This is a genomic window from Novisyntrophococcus fermenticellae (assembly GCF_018866245.1).
GTDB lineage: Bacteria > Bacillota > Clostridia > Lachnospirales > Lachnospiraceae > Novisyntrophococcus > Novisyntrophococcus fermenticellae.
The window spans coordinates 1,831,525-1,847,924 of record NZ_CP076458.1; the positions used below are offsets into that span (position 1 = coordinate 1,831,525).

At 44.2% G+C, this 16,400-nt stretch carries 16 protein-coding genes and 1 pseudogene; 1 reads left to right on the forward strand and 16 read right to left on the reverse strand.

All coding sequences use genetic code 11. The annotated features are described in order from the left end of the window. The first annotated feature begins 32 nt into the window (after positions 1 to 32). On the forward strand, positions 33 to 1,199 hold the full coding sequence (locus KNL20_RS08275) for a ribose-phosphate pyrophosphokinase (protein WP_230397312.1): 1,167 nt from the start codon (positions 33 to 35) through the stop codon (positions 1,197 to 1,199). 74 nt (positions 1,200 to 1,273) lie between these two features. On the opposite strand, the gene pgeF is transcribed toward KNL20_RS08275, so the two are convergent. The 16 genes and pseudogenes from pgeF to smc all read right to left on the reverse strand — a co-directional run bounded on the left by pgeF (position 1,274) and on the right by smc (position 16,397). Then, the gene (gene pgeF, locus KNL20_RS08280) at positions 1,274 to 2,122 is read right to left on the reverse strand and encodes a peptidoglycan editing factor PgeF (RefSeq protein ID WP_230397313.1); all 849 of its coding nucleotides are present in this window, start codon (positions 2,120 to 2,122) and stop codon (positions 1,274 to 1,276) included. Between the two features lie 51 nt (positions 2,123 to 2,173). Beyond that, positions 2,174 to 2,533: a YraN family protein gene (locus KNL20_RS08285; protein ID WP_230397314.1), complete on the reverse strand. Its 360-nt coding sequence runs from the start codon at positions 2,531 to 2,533 to the stop codon at positions 2,174 to 2,176. A gap of 10 nt (positions 2,534 to 2,543) precedes the next feature. Then, positions 2,544 to 3,302: a ribonuclease HII gene (locus KNL20_RS08290; protein ID WP_230397315.1), complete on the reverse strand. Its 759-nt coding sequence runs from the start codon at positions 3,300 to 3,302 to the stop codon at positions 2,544 to 2,546. Next, positions 3,295 to 4,155, reverse strand: coding sequence for a ribosome biogenesis GTPase YlqF (gene ylqF / locus KNL20_RS08295; protein ID WP_230397316.1), 861 nt, complete (start codon positions 4,153 to 4,155; stop codon positions 3,295 to 3,297). The genes KNL20_RS08290 and ylqF overlap by 8 nt, the downstream gene beginning before the upstream one ends. 72 nt (positions 4,156 to 4,227) lie before the next feature. Further along, entirely contained in the window at positions 4,228 to 4,800 is a 573-nt protein-coding gene (lepB, locus tag KNL20_RS08300; RefSeq protein ID WP_230397317.1) for a signal peptidase I, read from the reverse strand. Between the two features lie 104 nt (positions 4,801 to 4,904). Beyond that, positions 4,905 to 5,252 carry a 50S ribosomal protein L19 gene (gene rplS / locus KNL20_RS08305; protein ID WP_230397318.1) on the reverse strand — a complete coding sequence of 116 codons (348 nt, stop codon included), beginning with the start codon at positions 5,250 to 5,252 and terminating at the stop codon, positions 4,905 to 4,907. 562 nt (positions 5,253 to 5,814) lie between these two features. Further along, positions 5,815 to 6,495 (reverse strand): annotated as a pseudogene (trmD, locus tag KNL20_RS16260) (tRNA (guanosine(37)-N1)-methyltransferase TrmD); the annotation flags it as partial. Continuing rightward, a complete protein-coding gene (gene rimM, locus KNL20_RS08315) occupies positions 6,492 to 6,998 on the reverse strand; it encodes a ribosome maturation factor RimM (protein WP_230397319.1) in 507 nt (168 codons plus the stop codon). The gene rimM and the pseudogene trmD, both read right to left, overlap by 4 nt. A 102-nt stretch (positions 6,999 to 7,100) precedes the next feature. Continuing rightward, the gene (locus KNL20_RS08320) at positions 7,101 to 7,331 is read right to left on the reverse strand and encodes a KH domain-containing protein (RefSeq protein WP_230397320.1); all 231 of its coding nucleotides are present in this window, start codon (positions 7,329 to 7,331) and stop codon (positions 7,101 to 7,103) included. A gap of 23 nt (positions 7,332 to 7,354) precedes the next feature. Then, entirely contained in the window at positions 7,355 to 7,600 is a 246-nt protein-coding gene (gene rpsP, locus KNL20_RS08325; RefSeq protein ID WP_230397321.1) for a 30S ribosomal protein S16, read from the reverse strand. 55 nt (positions 7,601 to 7,655) lie between these two features. Further along, positions 7,656 to 9,002 carry a signal recognition particle protein gene (ffh, locus tag KNL20_RS08330; protein WP_230397322.1) on the reverse strand — a complete coding sequence of 449 codons (1,347 nt, stop codon included), beginning with the start codon at positions 9,000 to 9,002 and terminating at the stop codon, positions 7,656 to 7,658. Between the two features lie 3 nt (positions 9,003 to 9,005). Beyond that, a complete protein-coding gene (gene ylxM, locus KNL20_RS08335) occupies positions 9,006 to 9,341 on the reverse strand; it encodes a YlxM family DNA-binding protein (protein ID WP_230397323.1) in 336 nt (111 codons plus the stop codon). Between the two features lie 70 nt (positions 9,342 to 9,411). Then, entirely contained in the window at positions 9,412 to 10,521 is a 1,110-nt protein-coding gene (locus KNL20_RS08340; protein ID WP_230397324.1) for a DUF362 domain-containing protein, read from the reverse strand. A gap of 38 nt (positions 10,522 to 10,559) precedes the next feature. After that, positions 10,560 to 11,771, reverse strand: coding sequence for a threonine ammonia-lyase (gene ilvA, locus KNL20_RS08345; RefSeq protein ID WP_230400073.1), 1,212 nt, complete (start codon positions 11,769 to 11,771; stop codon positions 10,560 to 10,562). 100 nt (positions 11,772 to 11,871) lie between these two features. After that, positions 11,872 to 12,810 carry a signal recognition particle-docking protein FtsY gene (gene ftsY / locus KNL20_RS08350; protein WP_230397325.1) on the reverse strand — a complete coding sequence of 313 codons (939 nt, stop codon included), beginning with the start codon at positions 12,808 to 12,810 and terminating at the stop codon, positions 11,872 to 11,874. A 26-nt stretch (positions 12,811 to 12,836) separates the two neighbouring features. Beyond that, a complete protein-coding gene (gene smc, locus KNL20_RS08355; protein WP_230397326.1) occupies positions 12,837 to 16,397 on the reverse strand; it encodes a chromosome segregation protein SMC in 3,561 nt (1,186 codons plus the stop codon). Positions 16,398 to 16,400: the final 3 nt, after the last annotated feature.

Genomic DNA, 16,400 nt, shown 5'->3' on the forward strand with positions numbered 1-16,400 from the left:
TTACAAAAGAACAACATATTTTGGAGGATGCTATGGCAAACTTAGTTCCACTTGAGAACTCAATTCCGGTTGCCCCATTAAAGCTGGCCGCTCTGAAAGGCTGTGAAGAAATGGCGCAAACCATCAATCAATATCTGGTTCAATTCAGAAAAGACTTAATCTCTCATCATAACAGCAGGTTAAATCTGTCCGGTTATGTCGGGGATTCTTTTCTTATAAACTGTGACTGCCCCCGTTTTGGAACAGGTGAAGCAAAAGGAAGATTAATGGATTCTGTAAGAGGTGCCGATCTGTTCCTGCTGGTCGACGTCTGCAACTGGAGCATCACTTACAAAGCTTTCGGTCATACCAACCACATGTCTCCGGATGATCACTTTCAGGACCTGAAGCGTATCATCGCTGCGGCGAACGGAAAGGCACACCGTATCAATGTAATCATGCCCTTTATGTATGAGGGAAGACAGCATAAACGCACCAGCCGGGAATCACTTGACTGCGCACTGGCCTTGCAGGAACTGAGTAATATGGGAGTTTCCAACATCATAACCTTTGACGCACATGATCCCCGTGTCATGAACTCTATTCCTCTGTCCGGTTTTGACAATTTCATGCCTACCTATCAGTTTTTGAAGGCATTGATAAAGTCTGTACCTGATCTGCACCTGGACAATGACCATCTGATGATTATAAGCCCCGATGAAGGAGCCATGTCAAGAGCCGTATACTTCTCGAATATTCTGGGCGTTGATATGGGTATGTTTTATAAGCGCCGTGACTATTCTACAATCGTAAATGGCAAGAATCCCATCGTTGCTCACGAGTTTCTGGGAGATTCCGTAATGGGAAAGGACGTCATTATTATTGACGATATGATCTCTTCAGGAGAAAGTATGCTGGACGTGGCAAAACAGGTAAAGGAGCGCGGAGCCGCCCGTGTATTCGTCTGTACCACTTTTGGCCTTTTTACGGATGGACTGGAGAAATTTGATGAGTTTTACAAAAAGGGATATATCGAAAAAATCATTACAACAGATCTGACCTATCGTACACCAAATCTGCTGGGCCGGGAATGGTACGAACCGGCTTCCATGGGTAAGTACATTGCAAGTATTATTGATATTTTAAATCATGATGTTTCCGTGGATAAGGTGCGCTCCACTACAAAGAAAATCACAAAACTTTTGGAGAAATGCAGATAAAAGAATAGTCTTACAACACAGGCTGGAATCCACAAATACGATATTTATGGATTCCAGCCTTTAATGTAAATTTGTCATTTCAACATCAAAAACGCTCCCAGATTTCCTCTTTTCCCTTTTGAAGCTCTATGAGAATATAAAAAATCCGGGTTGCAGCAAGTACACAGATTTGGCCTCTGTATCCTTTCTTCTGTCACTCCTGCTTCCAACAGCACCTGCCGGTTGGCCTCCCACAGATTTAGCTGATATTTACCATTTTCTTTTTGATAGAAAAGAGACGGATGCAGCTTCTGATCAAAGGCTGCAGAAAACGCCTTTATCACGTCTTCACTCACTTCATAACATTCCTGGCAAATGGAAGGGCCTATGCCCGCAATAAGGTCCCGGGGGCTGGTTCCAAATGCCTGTGTCATAGCTTTTACCGTTGCCTTTCCCATCTTGTCCTTCGTTCCTTTCCATCCGGAATGGGACAAACCAATTGCTTTATGTACAGGATCCACAAAATATAGCGGAACACAATCCGCATAAAAAGTAACAAGTGTAACGAAGGGAACATTTGTAATCAATCCATCCACATCATGGAATTTTCTCTCCTTCGTTATCCCACTTCCACAGTCCTCTTTGCGCACAAGACGTACGTTGGTGGTATGCGTCTGATCCGAAGTAACGATGCTCTCTATACAGATTCCAAGAGCCGAGGCCATTCTTCTGTAGTTTTCCCTGACCTTCCCTTCATCATCCCCTCTGGTAAAGCTGAGATTCATAGTCCCATAGATTCCTTCGCTCACACCACCAAGACGGGTGGAAAATCCATGTGTCACAAGATTCGTTGCTGTTATTTCAGGAAACTCCAGATAAGTCACCCCTTTTCGACAGACAACCTCCATCTTTTTTTGATTTACATCTTTCCATCTGATATTCACGCCTTATACTCCTTTTGCAGATAAAAAAATATTGCCAAAGAAAACACACGCTTAACTTTTACCATCATATCCAAAAGCATTTGTATAGTGGACAATCCCTTCTTCTGTAATGGCCAGCACATCAAACCGGCAGGGGTTGTCCTCCGGGATGCTTTTTTTTATTCTGTAATAATCTGCAGTTTTGATAATTCTTCTGCGTTTTTTATATCCTACAGCTTCCTCAGGAAAGGAAATCCTCGTATCACTCCGGTATTTGACCTCCGCAAAGACAATCGTATCTTTCTGCTTTGCTATGATATCAATTTCACCGAAGCGGCTGAAAAAATTCTGATCCAGAATCTCATACCCTTTCGCCTTTAAATACTCGCACGCATGTTCCTCCTGCCTGCTTCCCACTTCTCTCTTGTTCATGGTACCTCCATCAGCAGAAATGTCTGATAAACGATGCTCTATGTATGGGACATGGCCCGTATGTTTTAAGTGCCTGAATATGTTCCGCAGAACCATATCCTTTATTCGAGGCTAACCCGTATTCCGGCATGATTTTGTCATATTCCACCATAAGTCTGTCTCTTGTGACCTTTGCCACTATACTTGCTGCAGCTATGGATATGCTTCTGGCATCTCCTTTTACAAGAGGAACCTGGGGAATGACCACCTCGGGAATCGTAACCGCATCATTCAACAACACCTGGGGCTGTGGACTGAGCTTTCCTATGGCCTCTCTCATGGCCTCATAAGTCGCCTGCAGGATGTTTATTTCATCAATTCTGGCCGGGCTGCTGTATCCAATGCCAACAGAGACAGCCTCTTTCATAATAATCTCGTACAATTCCTGCCTTTTACCGGCAGATAATTGTTTGGAATCATTCAGGTACAATATCTGACAATCCTTTGGCAATATGACAGCTCCTGCCACCACCGGCCCTGCCAGCGGTCCTCTGCCTACCTCATCAATTCCGCAGACATATCCTAAGTGTTCATATTTTCTTTCAAATTCCTTCAGGCATTCGGTTCGTTCCCGCTCTTTCATAAGGAGGCTCTGTCCTTTTCTGGCTTTTCTAAGCAGATTCTGTACACCAATGCGTGAATCTGACTTATAGCAGATGCAGAGATCATCCACCCGGGACTCCTCTGCCTGCTCAAATTCTCTTTTTATCTCTGCAATTGATTTACTCATCTTTTGTTCCTTCCGGCGGCTGCTCCAGAGAAATTCTTCCGAGCTTACCATTACGGAATTCTTCCAGAAGAATAGCCGCCGCCTTTTCGTAATCAGGTTCGCCGCCCTTCAAGATGCACTTACGTACATCAGCAATTTCCCTTAGCATCTGTATCACATCCTCCGACTCCTGGATGCCGTATCTTTGATGAAGAACACCGGGATACTCTTCTTTAAGATAGCCAAGCTCCTCCAACGCCAGTTCCTGTGCGTTTAGGATATCGTCTTTTATGGAACCAATCATAGCCAGGCGAAGTCCTACCTTTTGGTCCTCAAATTTCGGCCAGAGTATACCCGGAGTATCCAGAAGCTCAAGGGATTTATTCAGACGAATCCACTGCTTTCCTTTGGTTACTCCAGGTTTATTTCCTGTCTTTGTACAGGCTTTTCCTGCATAAGAATTAATAAATGTGGATTTTCCCACATTGGGAATTCCCACAACCATAGCACGTACCGGGCGGTTTTTGATCCCACGTCTTTGATCCCGCTCTGTCTTCTCTTTACATGCTTCCGAAATAACTCCTTGAATCGCTTTTAGTCCCGCACCGCTTCTGGCATTGATTTTCACCACATAGAAACCTTGTTTTTCAAAATACTCCTGCCACTTCAGGGTTTTTCGCTCATCCGCCAGGTCTGCCTTGTTCAACAGGATCAATCTCGCCTTGTTCTTTCCAAGCTCATTGATATCTGGATTTCTGGATGCCAGAGGGACACGTGAATCCACCAGCTCAATGATCAGATCTATCAGTTTTATGTCTTCCTGCATCTGACGCTTTGCCTTCGTCATATGCCCGGGATACCATTGATAATTCATATATTCCTCCTATTCGATTGTCAAAAGCCCACCCCGATATTCCACAACCGGGATGGGTTTTTGACAATCGAATCATTTTTTTAAGATGCCAAATCTGTCCATAGGGGCCACAACAAACCAAAGTTTCCCAATAATATTTTTCTTTTTAATATTTCCCATGTCCACATGACGGCTGTCTTCACTATTGTTTCTGTTATCTCCCAGCACAAAATATTCTCCGCTTCCCAATTTGACCGTATCTTCCGCCAGACCTGGATTCGTGATGGCCGGAAACCCTTTTTTCTCGACATAGGTTTTGTTGTCAATCAGTATCTGTCCATCCTTTATCTGTACTGTTTCACCTGGAAGTCCTATAATTCTCTTGACATGGAGACTGGATTTTGCATCCTCTGTGGTGCGGTATACGATGATATCACCTCGCTTGGGAGAAGACAATTTATAGGACGCTGAGTTGATTAAAACGCGGTCGCCTGCTTTTAGCGTGGGTTCCATAGAACCCTCCTGCAACACAATACTTTTGCAGAAAAAGAAAGATACTCCCGCTGCCAGCAGCACAATCAAAGCAATCTCCACTACATAGATTAAAATTGCTTTCACCTTGCTCTGTAAAAAATAATCCTTTACATACCTTGGACTGAATCCCATATCTTTTTCCTCATTCGAAAACAGGGACTATATACCTGCGTATAAGTCCCTGTGATTCTTGGAGTAAACACAATAAAAATAGTCTCAATAGTTACTATCATTCATTATTTAACAAGCTCTTTTACCTTTGCAGCTTTACCGATACGGCCTCTCAGGTAATTCAATTTTGCCCGTCTTACCTTACCATGTCTTACAACCTCTACCTTCTCTACGTTCGGAGAATGCAGCGGCCATGTCTTCTCAACACCGATTCCGTTAGACTGCTTACGAACAGTAAAAGTGGCTCTGTTACTTCCGCCCTGTTTCTTTAAGACAATCCCTTCAAAAATTTGGATTCTCTCACGATTACCCTCTTTGATCTTACCATGTACTCTTACGGTATCTCCGACACTGAATTCAGGCATCTTCTCTTTTAACTGCTCTGCTTCAATCTTCTTAATAATTTCGTTCATGTTATCTCTCCTTAATTATATTCCGGATGTTCTTATCACCGATAAACGTGACAGCGGACCATCTCTTCTTTCCAGCGCAAATTTAAGATTCTCAAACTCGCACCAACAACATCGATTATTATACTATAAGTATTTACAGAATGCAACAAATTTTTTATTCCAGCTGTTTTCGTATCTCCAAAGCAATTTTATTTATCTGACTGCAATTCCCGGAATCAGACAGAAAACGCGAGCCCTGATATAGGAATCCCTGAGATTCAAGCAATATCCGTAACTTTTGTTCTACCTTTTCCCGGTGCCCGCCATCATCTGCAATCAGTATAAAGCATGGAGTCATTCTTCCTGTCATATTTAAAAATGCCTCCGGCTCACCTGGATTTTCAATTATTTCTTTATCTGCCAGAATAAGAAGCATGTCCTGACATTCAAAACAGTATCTTTGTCTTCTTAATTTCTTTCGATTAAAGTTCAGAAGTTCTCCATATCTGGACAGGGCATTACACAATTCTTCTGCCTGATTCTTAAGGTCAGGGCTTCCGAAAAAAGCAAGGTGTACCCGATAGCTCTTCTTAAACAAATCAGGCCTCCTCTTTGTCGTTCTTTGGATGGACTGTTCATGTCTCCAGGCCTCTATTCTTTTATGATCTCCTGAGAGCAGGACTTCGGGAACTTTTTTTTCATGCCAGATCTCCGGTCTGGTGTAATGTGGATACTCCAGCAGATTATCCTGAAGTGACTCAAACTGAGAGGATTCTTCATTGGAAAGTACGCCGGGCACAAATCTGGATATGGCATCAATCATAACCATCGCTCCCAGTTCCCCGCCGGTCAGCACATAATCGCCAATAGATACATAATCTGTCACAATTTCTTCCAGAACCCGTTCATCAATCCCTTCATAGTGTCCGCAAAGCAATATAAGCTCTTCATCCAATGCGAACTCCTCCACCATGGTCTGATTCAGGACTTTCCCCTGCGGCGTCAGATATACAGTCCTGGGCTTATATCCAACCTTTTCTTTTACCGATTCATATGCCCTGAATACAGGCTCTGCTTCCATAACCATCCCGGCACCGCCGCCATAAGGATAATCATCTACACGCATATGCTTATTCGCTGAAAAATCCCTGATATTTGTGGTTTCCAGATGAATGGCTCCATTTTTTAAGGCTCTTCCCACTATACTGGTGTTAGCTGCCTGATGAATCATCTCAGGAAATAAGGTCAGCACATGATATCTCATATCAGACCCTCCAGGAGATGAATCACCATTCTCTGCTTCTCTATATCCACCTCCAGAATGCAGTCCTTAATCGCTGGAATCAGAACCTCTCCATGTTCAACTGTTTCTACAATATATACATCATTGGCTCCTGTCTCTAACACATCTTTTAACGAGCCAAATAATTTTCCGTCTTCATTAAATACCTTCATCCCAATTAAATCCGCGATGTAATATTCGTCTGCTTTTAACGGCACCCCGTCTTTTCGCTCCACATAAAGCTCACAGCCCTTGTAGGGCAGTACATCGTCCAGCATGTCAATACCCCGGAATTTTAGAATTGCATATTGCTTAAAGAATTTTACACCCTCTATCTCCAGAAATTTTCTTTCTGTATCGGGATCTATGCAGACTTTTTTCAGCTTCTTAAATCGCCGGACATCATCAGTTGTGGGAAATACCTTTACTTCACCACGTACACCATGGGTGGAGCTGATAATCCCCACCTTTAGAAACTCTTCCATGCCAACCTCCCGGAATAACAGTGTACCCCTGGAAGAAAAACTTTGTCGTAACAAGTTTCTCCCAGGGGTATCACCTTCGTAAAACACCTCAACATATAAAACTTACTGAAGGATTTCTACTACAACTTTCTTATCGTATTTGGAAGAAGCAGCCTTTACAACCGCACGGATTGCTTTGGCAATCCGCCCCTGCCTTCCGATAACTTTACCCATATCAGAAGAGGCCACCTTCAATTCCACCAATACGGAATCCCCGCTTTCGGTCTCGGTAACGACCACTTCGTCCGGATTCTCAACCAGAGATTTTGCAATTACTTCTACTAATTCTTTCATTACAAGACACCTCCGCACCGTATTTATTTTTCAATACCAGCCAGCTTGAAAATCTTTCCTACAACTTCTGTAGGCTGCGCACCATTAGCAAGCCACTTTTTAGCTGCTTCTTCGTTAACGCTGTATACGCTTGGATCGCAATTTGGATCGTATGTCCCGATCTCCTCGATAAATCTTCCATCTCTCGGAGATTTGGAATCCGCCACTACGATTCTATAGAAAGGAGCCTTTTTCTGTCCCATTCTTCTCAAACGAATCTTTACTGCCATTGCATTCACCTCCCTGTGAATAATTACATTTTTTATATGAGAACAAACTTACCGGTTAAAACGGCAGTTTGAAACCTCCGCGTCTCTTACCCTTGCCGCCCATCAGCCCTGGCATCTGTTTCATCATCTTTCTGGTCTGATCAAACTGTTTCACAAAGCGGTTTACCTCAGCCAGATCCAGTCCGCAGCCTCTGGCTATCCGCGCCTTTCTGGAAGGATTCAGCAAGTCCGGATTGGCTCTTTCCTGTGGGGTCATCGAATAGATAATTGCCTCTTTTCTGGCCAGATCTTTTTCGTCAATGGCACCTTCAATATCCTGAAGCTTTCCATTCATCCCCGGGAACATTCCAAGAACACTTCCGATTCCACCCATCTTTTTCATCTGATTCATGCTTTCCAGATAATCATCAAAGCCAAACTGTGCTTTTTTAAGCTTTTGTTCCATTTCTCTGGCTTTGTCCTGGTCGATGCTCTCCTGTGCCTTTTCAATCAGGCTCATCACATCTCCCATGCCCAGAATACGGGAGGCCATCCGATCCGGATAGAACTGCTCCAGATCGGAGAGCTTCTCACCCATACCTATAAACAGAATCGGCTTACCGCTGATTGCTTTAATGGACAAAGCAGCACCACCTCTGGTATCTCCATCCAGCTTTGTGAGAATAACTCCATCAATGCCCACCTTTGTATTAAACATCTCGGATACATTCACAGCATCCTGACCTGTCATAGCATCGACTACCAATATGGTCTGATCCACCTGTACTGTCTCTTTGATTATGATTAACTCCTGCATCATCTCTTCATCAATGTGCAGACGTCCTGCGGTATCCAGAATTACAACATTAAAATTATTGGCTTTGGCATGCTCAATTGCCGCTTTTGCGATATTCACAGGTTTCTGCTTGTCACCCATAGAGAATACTTCAACACCTTGCTTTTCGCCGTTCAACTGAAGTTGGGTAATTGCTGCGGGCCTGTAGATGTCACAGGCCGCCAGCAGTGGTTTTCTCCCCTTGGCTTTCAGTTTTCCGGCAATTTTAGCCGTAGTAGTTGTCTTGCCCGCGCCTTGCAGACCCGCCATCATAATGACAGTGACTTCATTCGAAGGCTTAAGTGCTATCTCCGTAGTCTCGCTGCCCATCAGTCTGACCAGTTCATCATTCACAATTTTAATAACCATCTGCCCCGGATTCAATCCGTTCATGACATCCTGTCCCACCGCACGTTCCTGTACGGCTTTGATAAACTGTTTCACCACTTTAAAATTGACATCGGCTTCCAGCAGTGCCATCTTTACCTCTTTTAAGGCTGTCTTTACATCCGCTTCCGTCAGACGCCCTTTACCCCTCAGGCTGCGGAATACATTCTGCAGTTTATCTGTTAAACTTTCAAATGCCATCTATTACAATTCCTCCAGAATATCTTTGGATATTTCCTCTATCTGACGCATCACTTGGGACTGCGTGCCACTTTGTGTCAATTCCCGAATCCAATTCACATTCTCTTTGATGTGAATGAATTTTTCGACCAGATGCAGCTTTGATTCATAATCTTCCAAAATTCTGCCGCATCGCTTTACCATATCATGAACACCTTGCCGACTGATTCCCGCTGCCTCAGCTATTTCACTTATCGAGTAATCATTCAGAACTACATCTTCATATACGCGGCGTTGGTGTTCGGTCAGCAACTCACCATAAAAATCATATAATAATGTCTGCGCGATTAATTTATCCATAAAACATCACCTTTAGCATCATACAACAGGTATTATGGCTTGTCAAGTATTTTTTCTTGACGTCATGTCCTTATTCCACTTCAATCAATTCGTACTCCATACTTCCAAGTCCGATCTTCTCGGCATGCTCCACGCAGCTTCTCCAGTTAGTTGTTGGGGATACGGCTCCAAAATGATCGTGTCCCGCATGCTCGGACTCATCCAGCAGGCTGCCCGGAAGAATCGGCTGTGCATTCACTGCATCGGCACAGGCTACATCCAGAGCTACCGGATCAAAAGATGCAAACATCCCGACATCGGGAACAATAGGTGCATCGTTCTCCGGATGACAGTCACAATATGGTGAGATATCTATGACCAGGCTGATATGAAAATTGCTTCTTCCCGCAACTACAGCCTTGCTGTACTCAGCAATCTTACAATTCAAAATATCATTGGATTCATCGGAAGCGGGGCAGATGGCATCCTGCGGACAGACGCCGATACATCTTCCACAGCCTACACACTTATTATGATCTATGAATGCCACTTTGTTCTCCACAGTGATCGCATCCTGTGCGCATTCCCTGGTGCAGCGTCTGCATCCGATACATACTTCTTGTTCCACATAAGGTTTTCCGGCACTGTGCATCTCCATCTTGCCCCGGCGGGATCCGCAGCCCATTCCGATATTTTTCAGGCAGCCACCAAATCCGGTTGATTCATGCCCCTTAAAATGTGAAAGCGTGATAAATATATCTGCGTCCATAATCGCTCTGCCTATTTTTGCCGCCTTCACATATTCGCCGCCTTCCACAGGAACCTCTAAATCATCGGTTCCCTTCAAGCCATCAGCGATAAGGACATGACAGCCGGTTGAGAATGGAGAGTATCCATTCTCGTATGCACTTTCCATATGATCCAGTGCATTCTTTCTCCCTCCCACATACAGCGTGTTGCAGTCAGTCAAAAATGGTTTTCCGCCCAGCTCCTTAATTGTGTCCACTACGACTTTTGCATAATTGGGTCTTAGGTATGCCAGGTTTCCCGGCTCCCCAAAATGTATCTTGACAGCAGTGAATTTATTATCAAAATCAATGTCTTTTATCCCTGCCTTTAAAATGAGCTTTTTTAATTTTTTTGGAAGATTCGTATCAAGTCCGGTTCTCATACTTGTGTAATACACCTTGGATTTTTCCATGTTTTTTCTCCTTATCTCTGTCAGATTTTTAATATCGTCTATAAATTCGGGCGGGTTATCTTTGGACAATAGCCCGACTTTTCAAGTTCACGTATAATCTGTTTCTTATGTTCTGTACCAAATGCTTCCAGTGTTATCTTTAATTCAACGGCAGCTGTCCGGTTGGTACTGAAGAACTGGTTATGGTCCAATTTGATGATGTTTCCGTTCTGAGCAGCAATTACACTGGATACTCTCACGAGTTCACCTGGTTTATCCGGCAGCAGAACAGAGATGGTGAATATTCTGTCTCTGGCTATTAATCCGTTCTGAACCACGGATGACATGGTGATGACATCCATGTTTCCGCCGCTTAAAACAGACACCACTTTTTTCTTTTTCACATCCAGATGTTTTAATGCTGCAACTGTCAGAAGGCCGGAATTCTCTACAATCATCTTATGGTTTTCCACCATGTCCAGAAATGCAACCACAAGCTCTTCATCCTCTACGGTAATGATATCATCCAGGTTTTTCTGAATATAGGGGAATATCTTACTGCCCGGTGTCTGAACCGCAGTGCCGTCAGCTATGGTGTTCACATGAGAAAGGGTTGTGACTTTTGCATTCTTCAAAGATGCCTTCATACATGCGGCTCCAGCAGGTTCAACTCCGATGATTTTAATATTCGGTTTAAGCATCTTCGCCAGGGTAGAGACTCCGGTTGCAAGTCCGCCGCCGCCGATAGGCACCAGTATATAATCCACGAGCGGCAAGTCCTGAATAATTTCCATGGCTATGGTTCCCTGCCCGGTTGCCACGCGAAGATCATCAAAAGGATGGATAAAGGTATATCCTTCTTCTGACGCAAGTTCATAGGCCTTTGCGCATGACTCATCATAGACATCCCCATACAGAACTACTTCCGCACCGTAACTTTTCGTACGTTCCACCTTAATCAGGGGCGTCGTTGTAGGCATTACAATAACCGCTTTTGCACCAAAACACTGCGCCGCATAAGCCACTCCCTGTGCATGATTACCTGCTGAAGCCGTAATCAGACCTTTTTTACGTTCTTCTTCACGCAACGTACTGATGGTATAGTAAGCGCCTCTTAACTTGTATGCTCCTGTAAGCTGCATATTCTCCGGTTTCAGGTAAACTTTGTTTCCTGTCTGGTCACTTAGATATTTGCTGTATATCAGTTTAGTTTCCTGAATAACCTGTTTTACAGTATCTGATGCCTCCTCAAATTTCTCGAGGGTCAGCATTTCAGATTGCGGCTGTTCTTTGTTCTCATTTTCTTCCATCTTTACCCACTCTTTCTGCCTGCACGGCTATAATCTCATCTTCAGGTATTGCCGACACTGTTCAGGCATCGACTGTAATATTGAATAATGCATTCACAAATTCCTGTGAGTCAAATTTCTGTAAATCGTCAATCCCTTCTCCAACTCCAATATATTTGACCGGAATATCCAGCTCGGACTCTATTGCCACTGCAATGCCGCCTTTTGCCGTCCCGTCCAGCTTTGTAAGGATAATTCCGTTTATGTGTGCCACTTCATTGAACTGACGGGCCTGAGCAAGTGCATTTTGCCCGGTCGTCCCATCCAGTACCACCAGCGTTTCCAGATAGGCTTCAGGATATTCTTTTTCCAGTATTCTGTAGATTTTCTTTAACTCTTCCATCAGATTTTTCTTATTGTGCAGACGCCCGGCAGTATCACAAATCAGGATGTCTGCATCTCTTGCTTTTGCCGCTGCAACTGCATCATAGACCACAGAGGCAGGATCAGCCCCAGACTGACCGCCTATAATCTCTACTCCCGCTCGTCCGGCCCATTGTGTCAATTGTTCCCCTGCAGCAGCGCGGAAGGTGTCTGCAGCCGCCAGGATAACCCTTTTCCCCTGCTCTTTTAGTTTACCGGCCAACTTTCCGACAGATGTAGTCTTCCCCACACCATTAACACCAATTACGAGAATTACAGATTTGCGATGTTCAAATTCATATGCCGTCTCCCCTACTGCCATCTGCTTTTTAATACTGTCAATTAAAAGCTGCTTGCATTCTGAGGGCTCCTTGATATGTCTTTCATTTACTTCCTTTTTCAGGTTTTCTATAATTGCCGTGGTGGTATTGATTCCAATATCCCCCATCACCAGAATTTCTTCTATCTCTTCATAAAAATCATCGTCAATGCTGGAGAATCCACTGAAAATGGAATCTATTCCCGATACGATACTGTCTCTGGTCTTTGTCAGTCCTTTTACCAGGCGTTTAAAAAAGCCAACTTTCTCCTCAGCCATATACACTTGCCTCCTCATTTGGTCTATTACTTATCCAATTCATTCTCTATAAGATTAACGGATACCAATGTAGATACACCCTTCTCCTGCATCGTGATGCCATAGAGACGGTCTGCAGCGTTCATGGTTCCTCTTCTATGTGTAATAATAATAAATTGCGTATTTTTTGTCAACTTATGGAGATATTGGGCAAATCTCGTAACATTGGAATCATCAAGCGCTGCTTCAATCTCATCCAGTAGGCAGAATGGAGATGGTTTCAGATTTTGGATAGCAAAAAGCAAGGCAATAGCTGTCAAAGCCTTTTCACCTCCTGAGAGCTGCATCATATTCTGCAGCTTCTTCCCCGGGGGCTGACTGATAATCCGAATGCCTGCTTCGAGTACGTCTTCATCCTCGGTCAGCTCAAGTGTCCCTTTTCCGCCTCCGAACAGCTGTTTGAAGGCTTTATCAAACTCAATTTTAATTTCCTGAAACTTCTCTGTAAATTGCCTTCGCATACCCGTATCAAGCTCATCGATAATGCCCTGCAGTGTTTCCGCCGCCTTCACAAGATCGGTATGCTGATTCTGCAGAAACGTATGCCGCTCCTGAATCTCTTTAAAGTCTTCAATTGCATTGACATTGACCGGTCCAAGCTTCCTGATATCATCTTTTAGAACGGCAACCTGTCTGCGGATTTCACCGGCTTCCACGGGCTCTTCCATCTGCCAGCTTCGGGCATGCCCAGGCGTTATCTCGTATTCCTCCCACATATAGTTAATCCGCGTTTCCTTCGTCTCCTCCAGCTTCTCTTTGTGACTGTTCAGCCGGAAGCACTCCTTATCCATCAGATTTATATGTTTAGAAAGTTCTTCCCTTTTTTCGAAAAAGGACTTGTGGGACTGATTGAGTTCCTCCTTTTTCTTCAAAAGCTGCTGCATCCATACAGTGTTCTCTTCGCCCGCCTGCCCCGCTGCCTCAATGGTCTTTTGAACCTCCAGGATATCACCTTCTTTTTTGCCAATATCGCCGGATTCTTCTTCCATTGCATGATTGATTTGGGCTTCCTCTTTTCGAAAACGCATAATTTCATCATCCAGCCGCTGCAGATTCAACTGCAGGAACTCGTATTTTTGTTTCACATTGGCAAATTCCAGGCGGATGGATTCCAGAATTTTATTTTTATCATTTTCTTCACGTATCTGTGCATCCAGTTCTTCCTGACGGGCGGATATCTCTGTTCCCAGTTTGTCCTCCATCTTTTTGGAGACTTCCAGTTCTTCCTCAATTATACGCTTATTTCGTCCGATTTCTCCAATCTGTGCTTCAATTTCCAGAGCCTCTTTTTGAAGTTCTGTAAACCCACTCTGGAGATCCACCGTCTTTTCTCTGGCCTGGCTCATATTTATTTTTGCAGTATTTTGCCGCAGGTAGAGCTGCTGTAATTTTTCATTAATCTCGGTTCTGTCATCCCTTAATCGATTTCGTTTGCCTCGATTCTCCATGATTTCTGACTGTACGGCATCCATATCCTTTTTCAATGCCTTCACGCTGGATTCCAGTTCCTCGATTTCCCGCCGGCGCCCCAGCAGATTACTGTTATTGCGGAATGCACCACCGGACATCGAACCGCCTGGACTCAATAATTCACCTTCGAGCGTGACCATACGTATGGATTGTTTATATTTTCTTCCCAAAGCAATTGCATGATCGATGGTATCCACAACCAGTGTGCGTCCCAGCAGATGACTGCAAAGGCCTTCATAAATACTGTCATATTCCACGAGATTGGCGGCAATACCGATGACACCCGCCTCCTTCAGTGCAGCCTCATTGATAAATGCCTGTTTTCTATTCATGCTTGTAAGCGGCAGGAAGGTAGCACGCCCAAATCTTCCCCGCTTCAGATATTCAATCAGATATTTCGCCGTATTTTCATTATCTGTCACAATATTCTGAATACTTCCGCCAAGTGCTGTTTCAAGCGCTGTCTCATACTGCTTCTGCGTCTTAAACAAATCCGCCACAACACCATGAATTCCGGGATTCCTGTCTTTTTGCTCCATGACCTTCCGAATACTGTTTCCATATCCGCCATAGCGCTCCGTAATATTCTTCAGGGACTCCAGACGCGATTCTTCCCTGTGGTAAGCAGTCTGCCCAACCTCCATCTGTCTGGTCTGCTCTGTAAGAAGAGCCTGTATTCCGGCAATCTGGCGATCTGCCTCTTCATATTCCTCCTTAACCGTCCGCACTTGTTCTTTAATATCCTGATATGCCGCCTGCAGTTCCTCCAGAGCATTGACTTGCTGTGCTTCATCGCTTTTCAGACGGAGAAGTTTCTGATTCAGCTCTGCTTTCCGGATGCCGATCTGTTCCAGCATAGCGTCATATCTCTGGATTTTTCCTTTAATAGAGCCTCTTTTATTTAAAATTTCTATGATATCATTCTTTCCGTTTTCGACCGCAAGATGATTCTCTTCTATTTTCTTTTGAAGTTCTTCCAGTTCCCGTTCTTTGGATGTCTTTTTTTCACTTACCTCAGCCAGACAGATATCCAGATTTTCCTGTTCCTTTTGGTACCCGGTCCTCGCCTCAGTACGCCTTTCCAGTTCTTCTTGTATTGCTGTAATCCTGGTCTTATAATGCTCATGGTTCATCCGGGCCGTATGTATCTGTTCTTTCAGAAGCTCAATCTGACTCTCCAACTGTTGTTTCATCAAAGTGTTCTGGCTTGTCTGATCCCTGGCCGACTGTATTTTCCCATCCAGGTCATCCAATTCATCTTCCAGCTTCTCATATTCCTGCCTCGTTTGTTCAAAATTCCGGTTCGATTCCTGCAGCTCCTGACTGGAAGCTTCGTATTTGGCACTGACTTGTGCTATCTGCTCTTCGATACGTTCCATCTCCAGAAGGAAGAGATTAATGTCAAGCTTTTTTAGCTCTTCCTTCTTCTTCAGATAAATTCTGGCGGACTCAGACTGCCGTTCCAATGGTCCCAGCTGCCTGGTCAATTCGGAAAGTATATCTGTCACCCGAACCAGATTCTGCTGCTCCTCTGCCAGTTTCTTAAGGGCCGTAGACTTCCTCCTCTTGAATTTCACGATTCCTGCAGCCTCGTCAAAGAGTTCCCTTCTTTCTTCAGGTTTACCGCTTAATATCTTATCAATCTGACCTTGTCCGATGATAGAGTATCCTTCTTTTCCAATACCTGTATCATAGAAGAGTTCATTGATATCTTTCAGGCGGCAGGATGAGCCATTCAAAAGATATTCACTTTCCCCGGAACGATACAGGCGTCTGGTAACTGTAACCTCTTCAAAGTCAATATTTAATTTATGGTCTGAGTTGTCCAGAGTAATAGCTACTGATGCATAACCAAGCGGCTTTCTGGCCTCCGTACCGGAAAAGATAACATCCTGCATATTGCCGCCTCGCAGCTGCTTTGCACTCTGTTCGCCAAGTACCCAGCGTACTGCGTCACCCACATTACTCTTTCCGCTCCCGTTTGGCCCCACGATACCGGTAATACCATCATGAAACTCCAGCACAATTTTGTTTGCAAAGGACTTAAACCCATGCATTTCAATGGATTTTAAATACATATG

Coding starts and splice junctions, on each gene's coding strand:
- KNL20_RS08275 (WP_230397312.1), top strand. CDS start 33: ATGGCAAACTTAGTTCCACTTGAGAACTCAATTCCGGTTGCCCCATTA.
- KNL20_RS08285 (WP_230397314.1), bottom strand. CDS start 2,533: ATGAACAAGAGAGAAGTGGGAAGCAGGCAGGAGGAACATGCGTGCGAG.
- KNL20_RS08290 (WP_230397315.1), bottom strand. CDS start 3,302: ATGAGTAAATCAATTGCAGAGATAAAAAGAGAATTTGAGCAGGCAGAG.
- ylqF (WP_230397316.1), bottom strand. CDS start 4,155: ATGAATTATCAATGGTATCCCGGGCATATGACGAAGGCAAAGCGTCAG.
- lepB (WP_230397317.1), bottom strand. CDS start 4,800: ATGGGATTCAGTCCAAGGTATGTAAAGGATTATTTTTTACAGAGCAAG.
- rplS (WP_230397318.1), bottom strand. CDS start 5,252: ATGAACGAAATTATTAAGAAGATTGAAGCAGAGCAGTTAAAAGAGAAG.
- rimM (WP_230397319.1), bottom strand. CDS start 6,998: ATGGAAGAGTTTCTAAAGGTGGGGATTATCAGCTCCACCCATGGTGTA.
- KNL20_RS08320 (WP_230397320.1), bottom strand. CDS start 7,331: ATGAAAGAATTAGTAGAAGTAATTGCAAAATCTCTGGTTGAGAATCCG.
- rpsP (WP_230397321.1), bottom strand. CDS start 7,600: ATGGCAGTAAAGATTCGTTTGAGAAGAATGGGACAGAAAAAGGCTCCT.
- ffh (WP_230397322.1), bottom strand. CDS start 9,002: ATGGCATTTGAAAGTTTAACAGATAAACTGCAGAATGTATTCCGCAGC.
- ylxM (WP_230397323.1), bottom strand. CDS start 9,341: ATGGATAAATTAATCGCGCAGACATTATTATATGATTTTTATGGTGAG.
- KNL20_RS08340 (WP_230397324.1), bottom strand. CDS start 10,521: ATGGAAAAATCCAAGGTGTATTACACAAGTATGAGAACCGGACTTGAT.
- ilvA (WP_230400073.1), bottom strand. CDS start 11,771: ATGCTGACCCTCGAGAAATTTGAGGAGGCATCAGATACTGTAAAACAG.
- ftsY (WP_230397325.1), bottom strand. CDS start 12,810: ATGGCTGAGGAGAAAGTTGGCTTTTTTAAACGCCTGGTAAAAGGACTG.
- smc (WP_230397326.1), bottom strand. CDS start 16,397: ATGTATTTAAAATCCATTGAAATGCATGGGTTTAAGTCCTTTGCAAAC.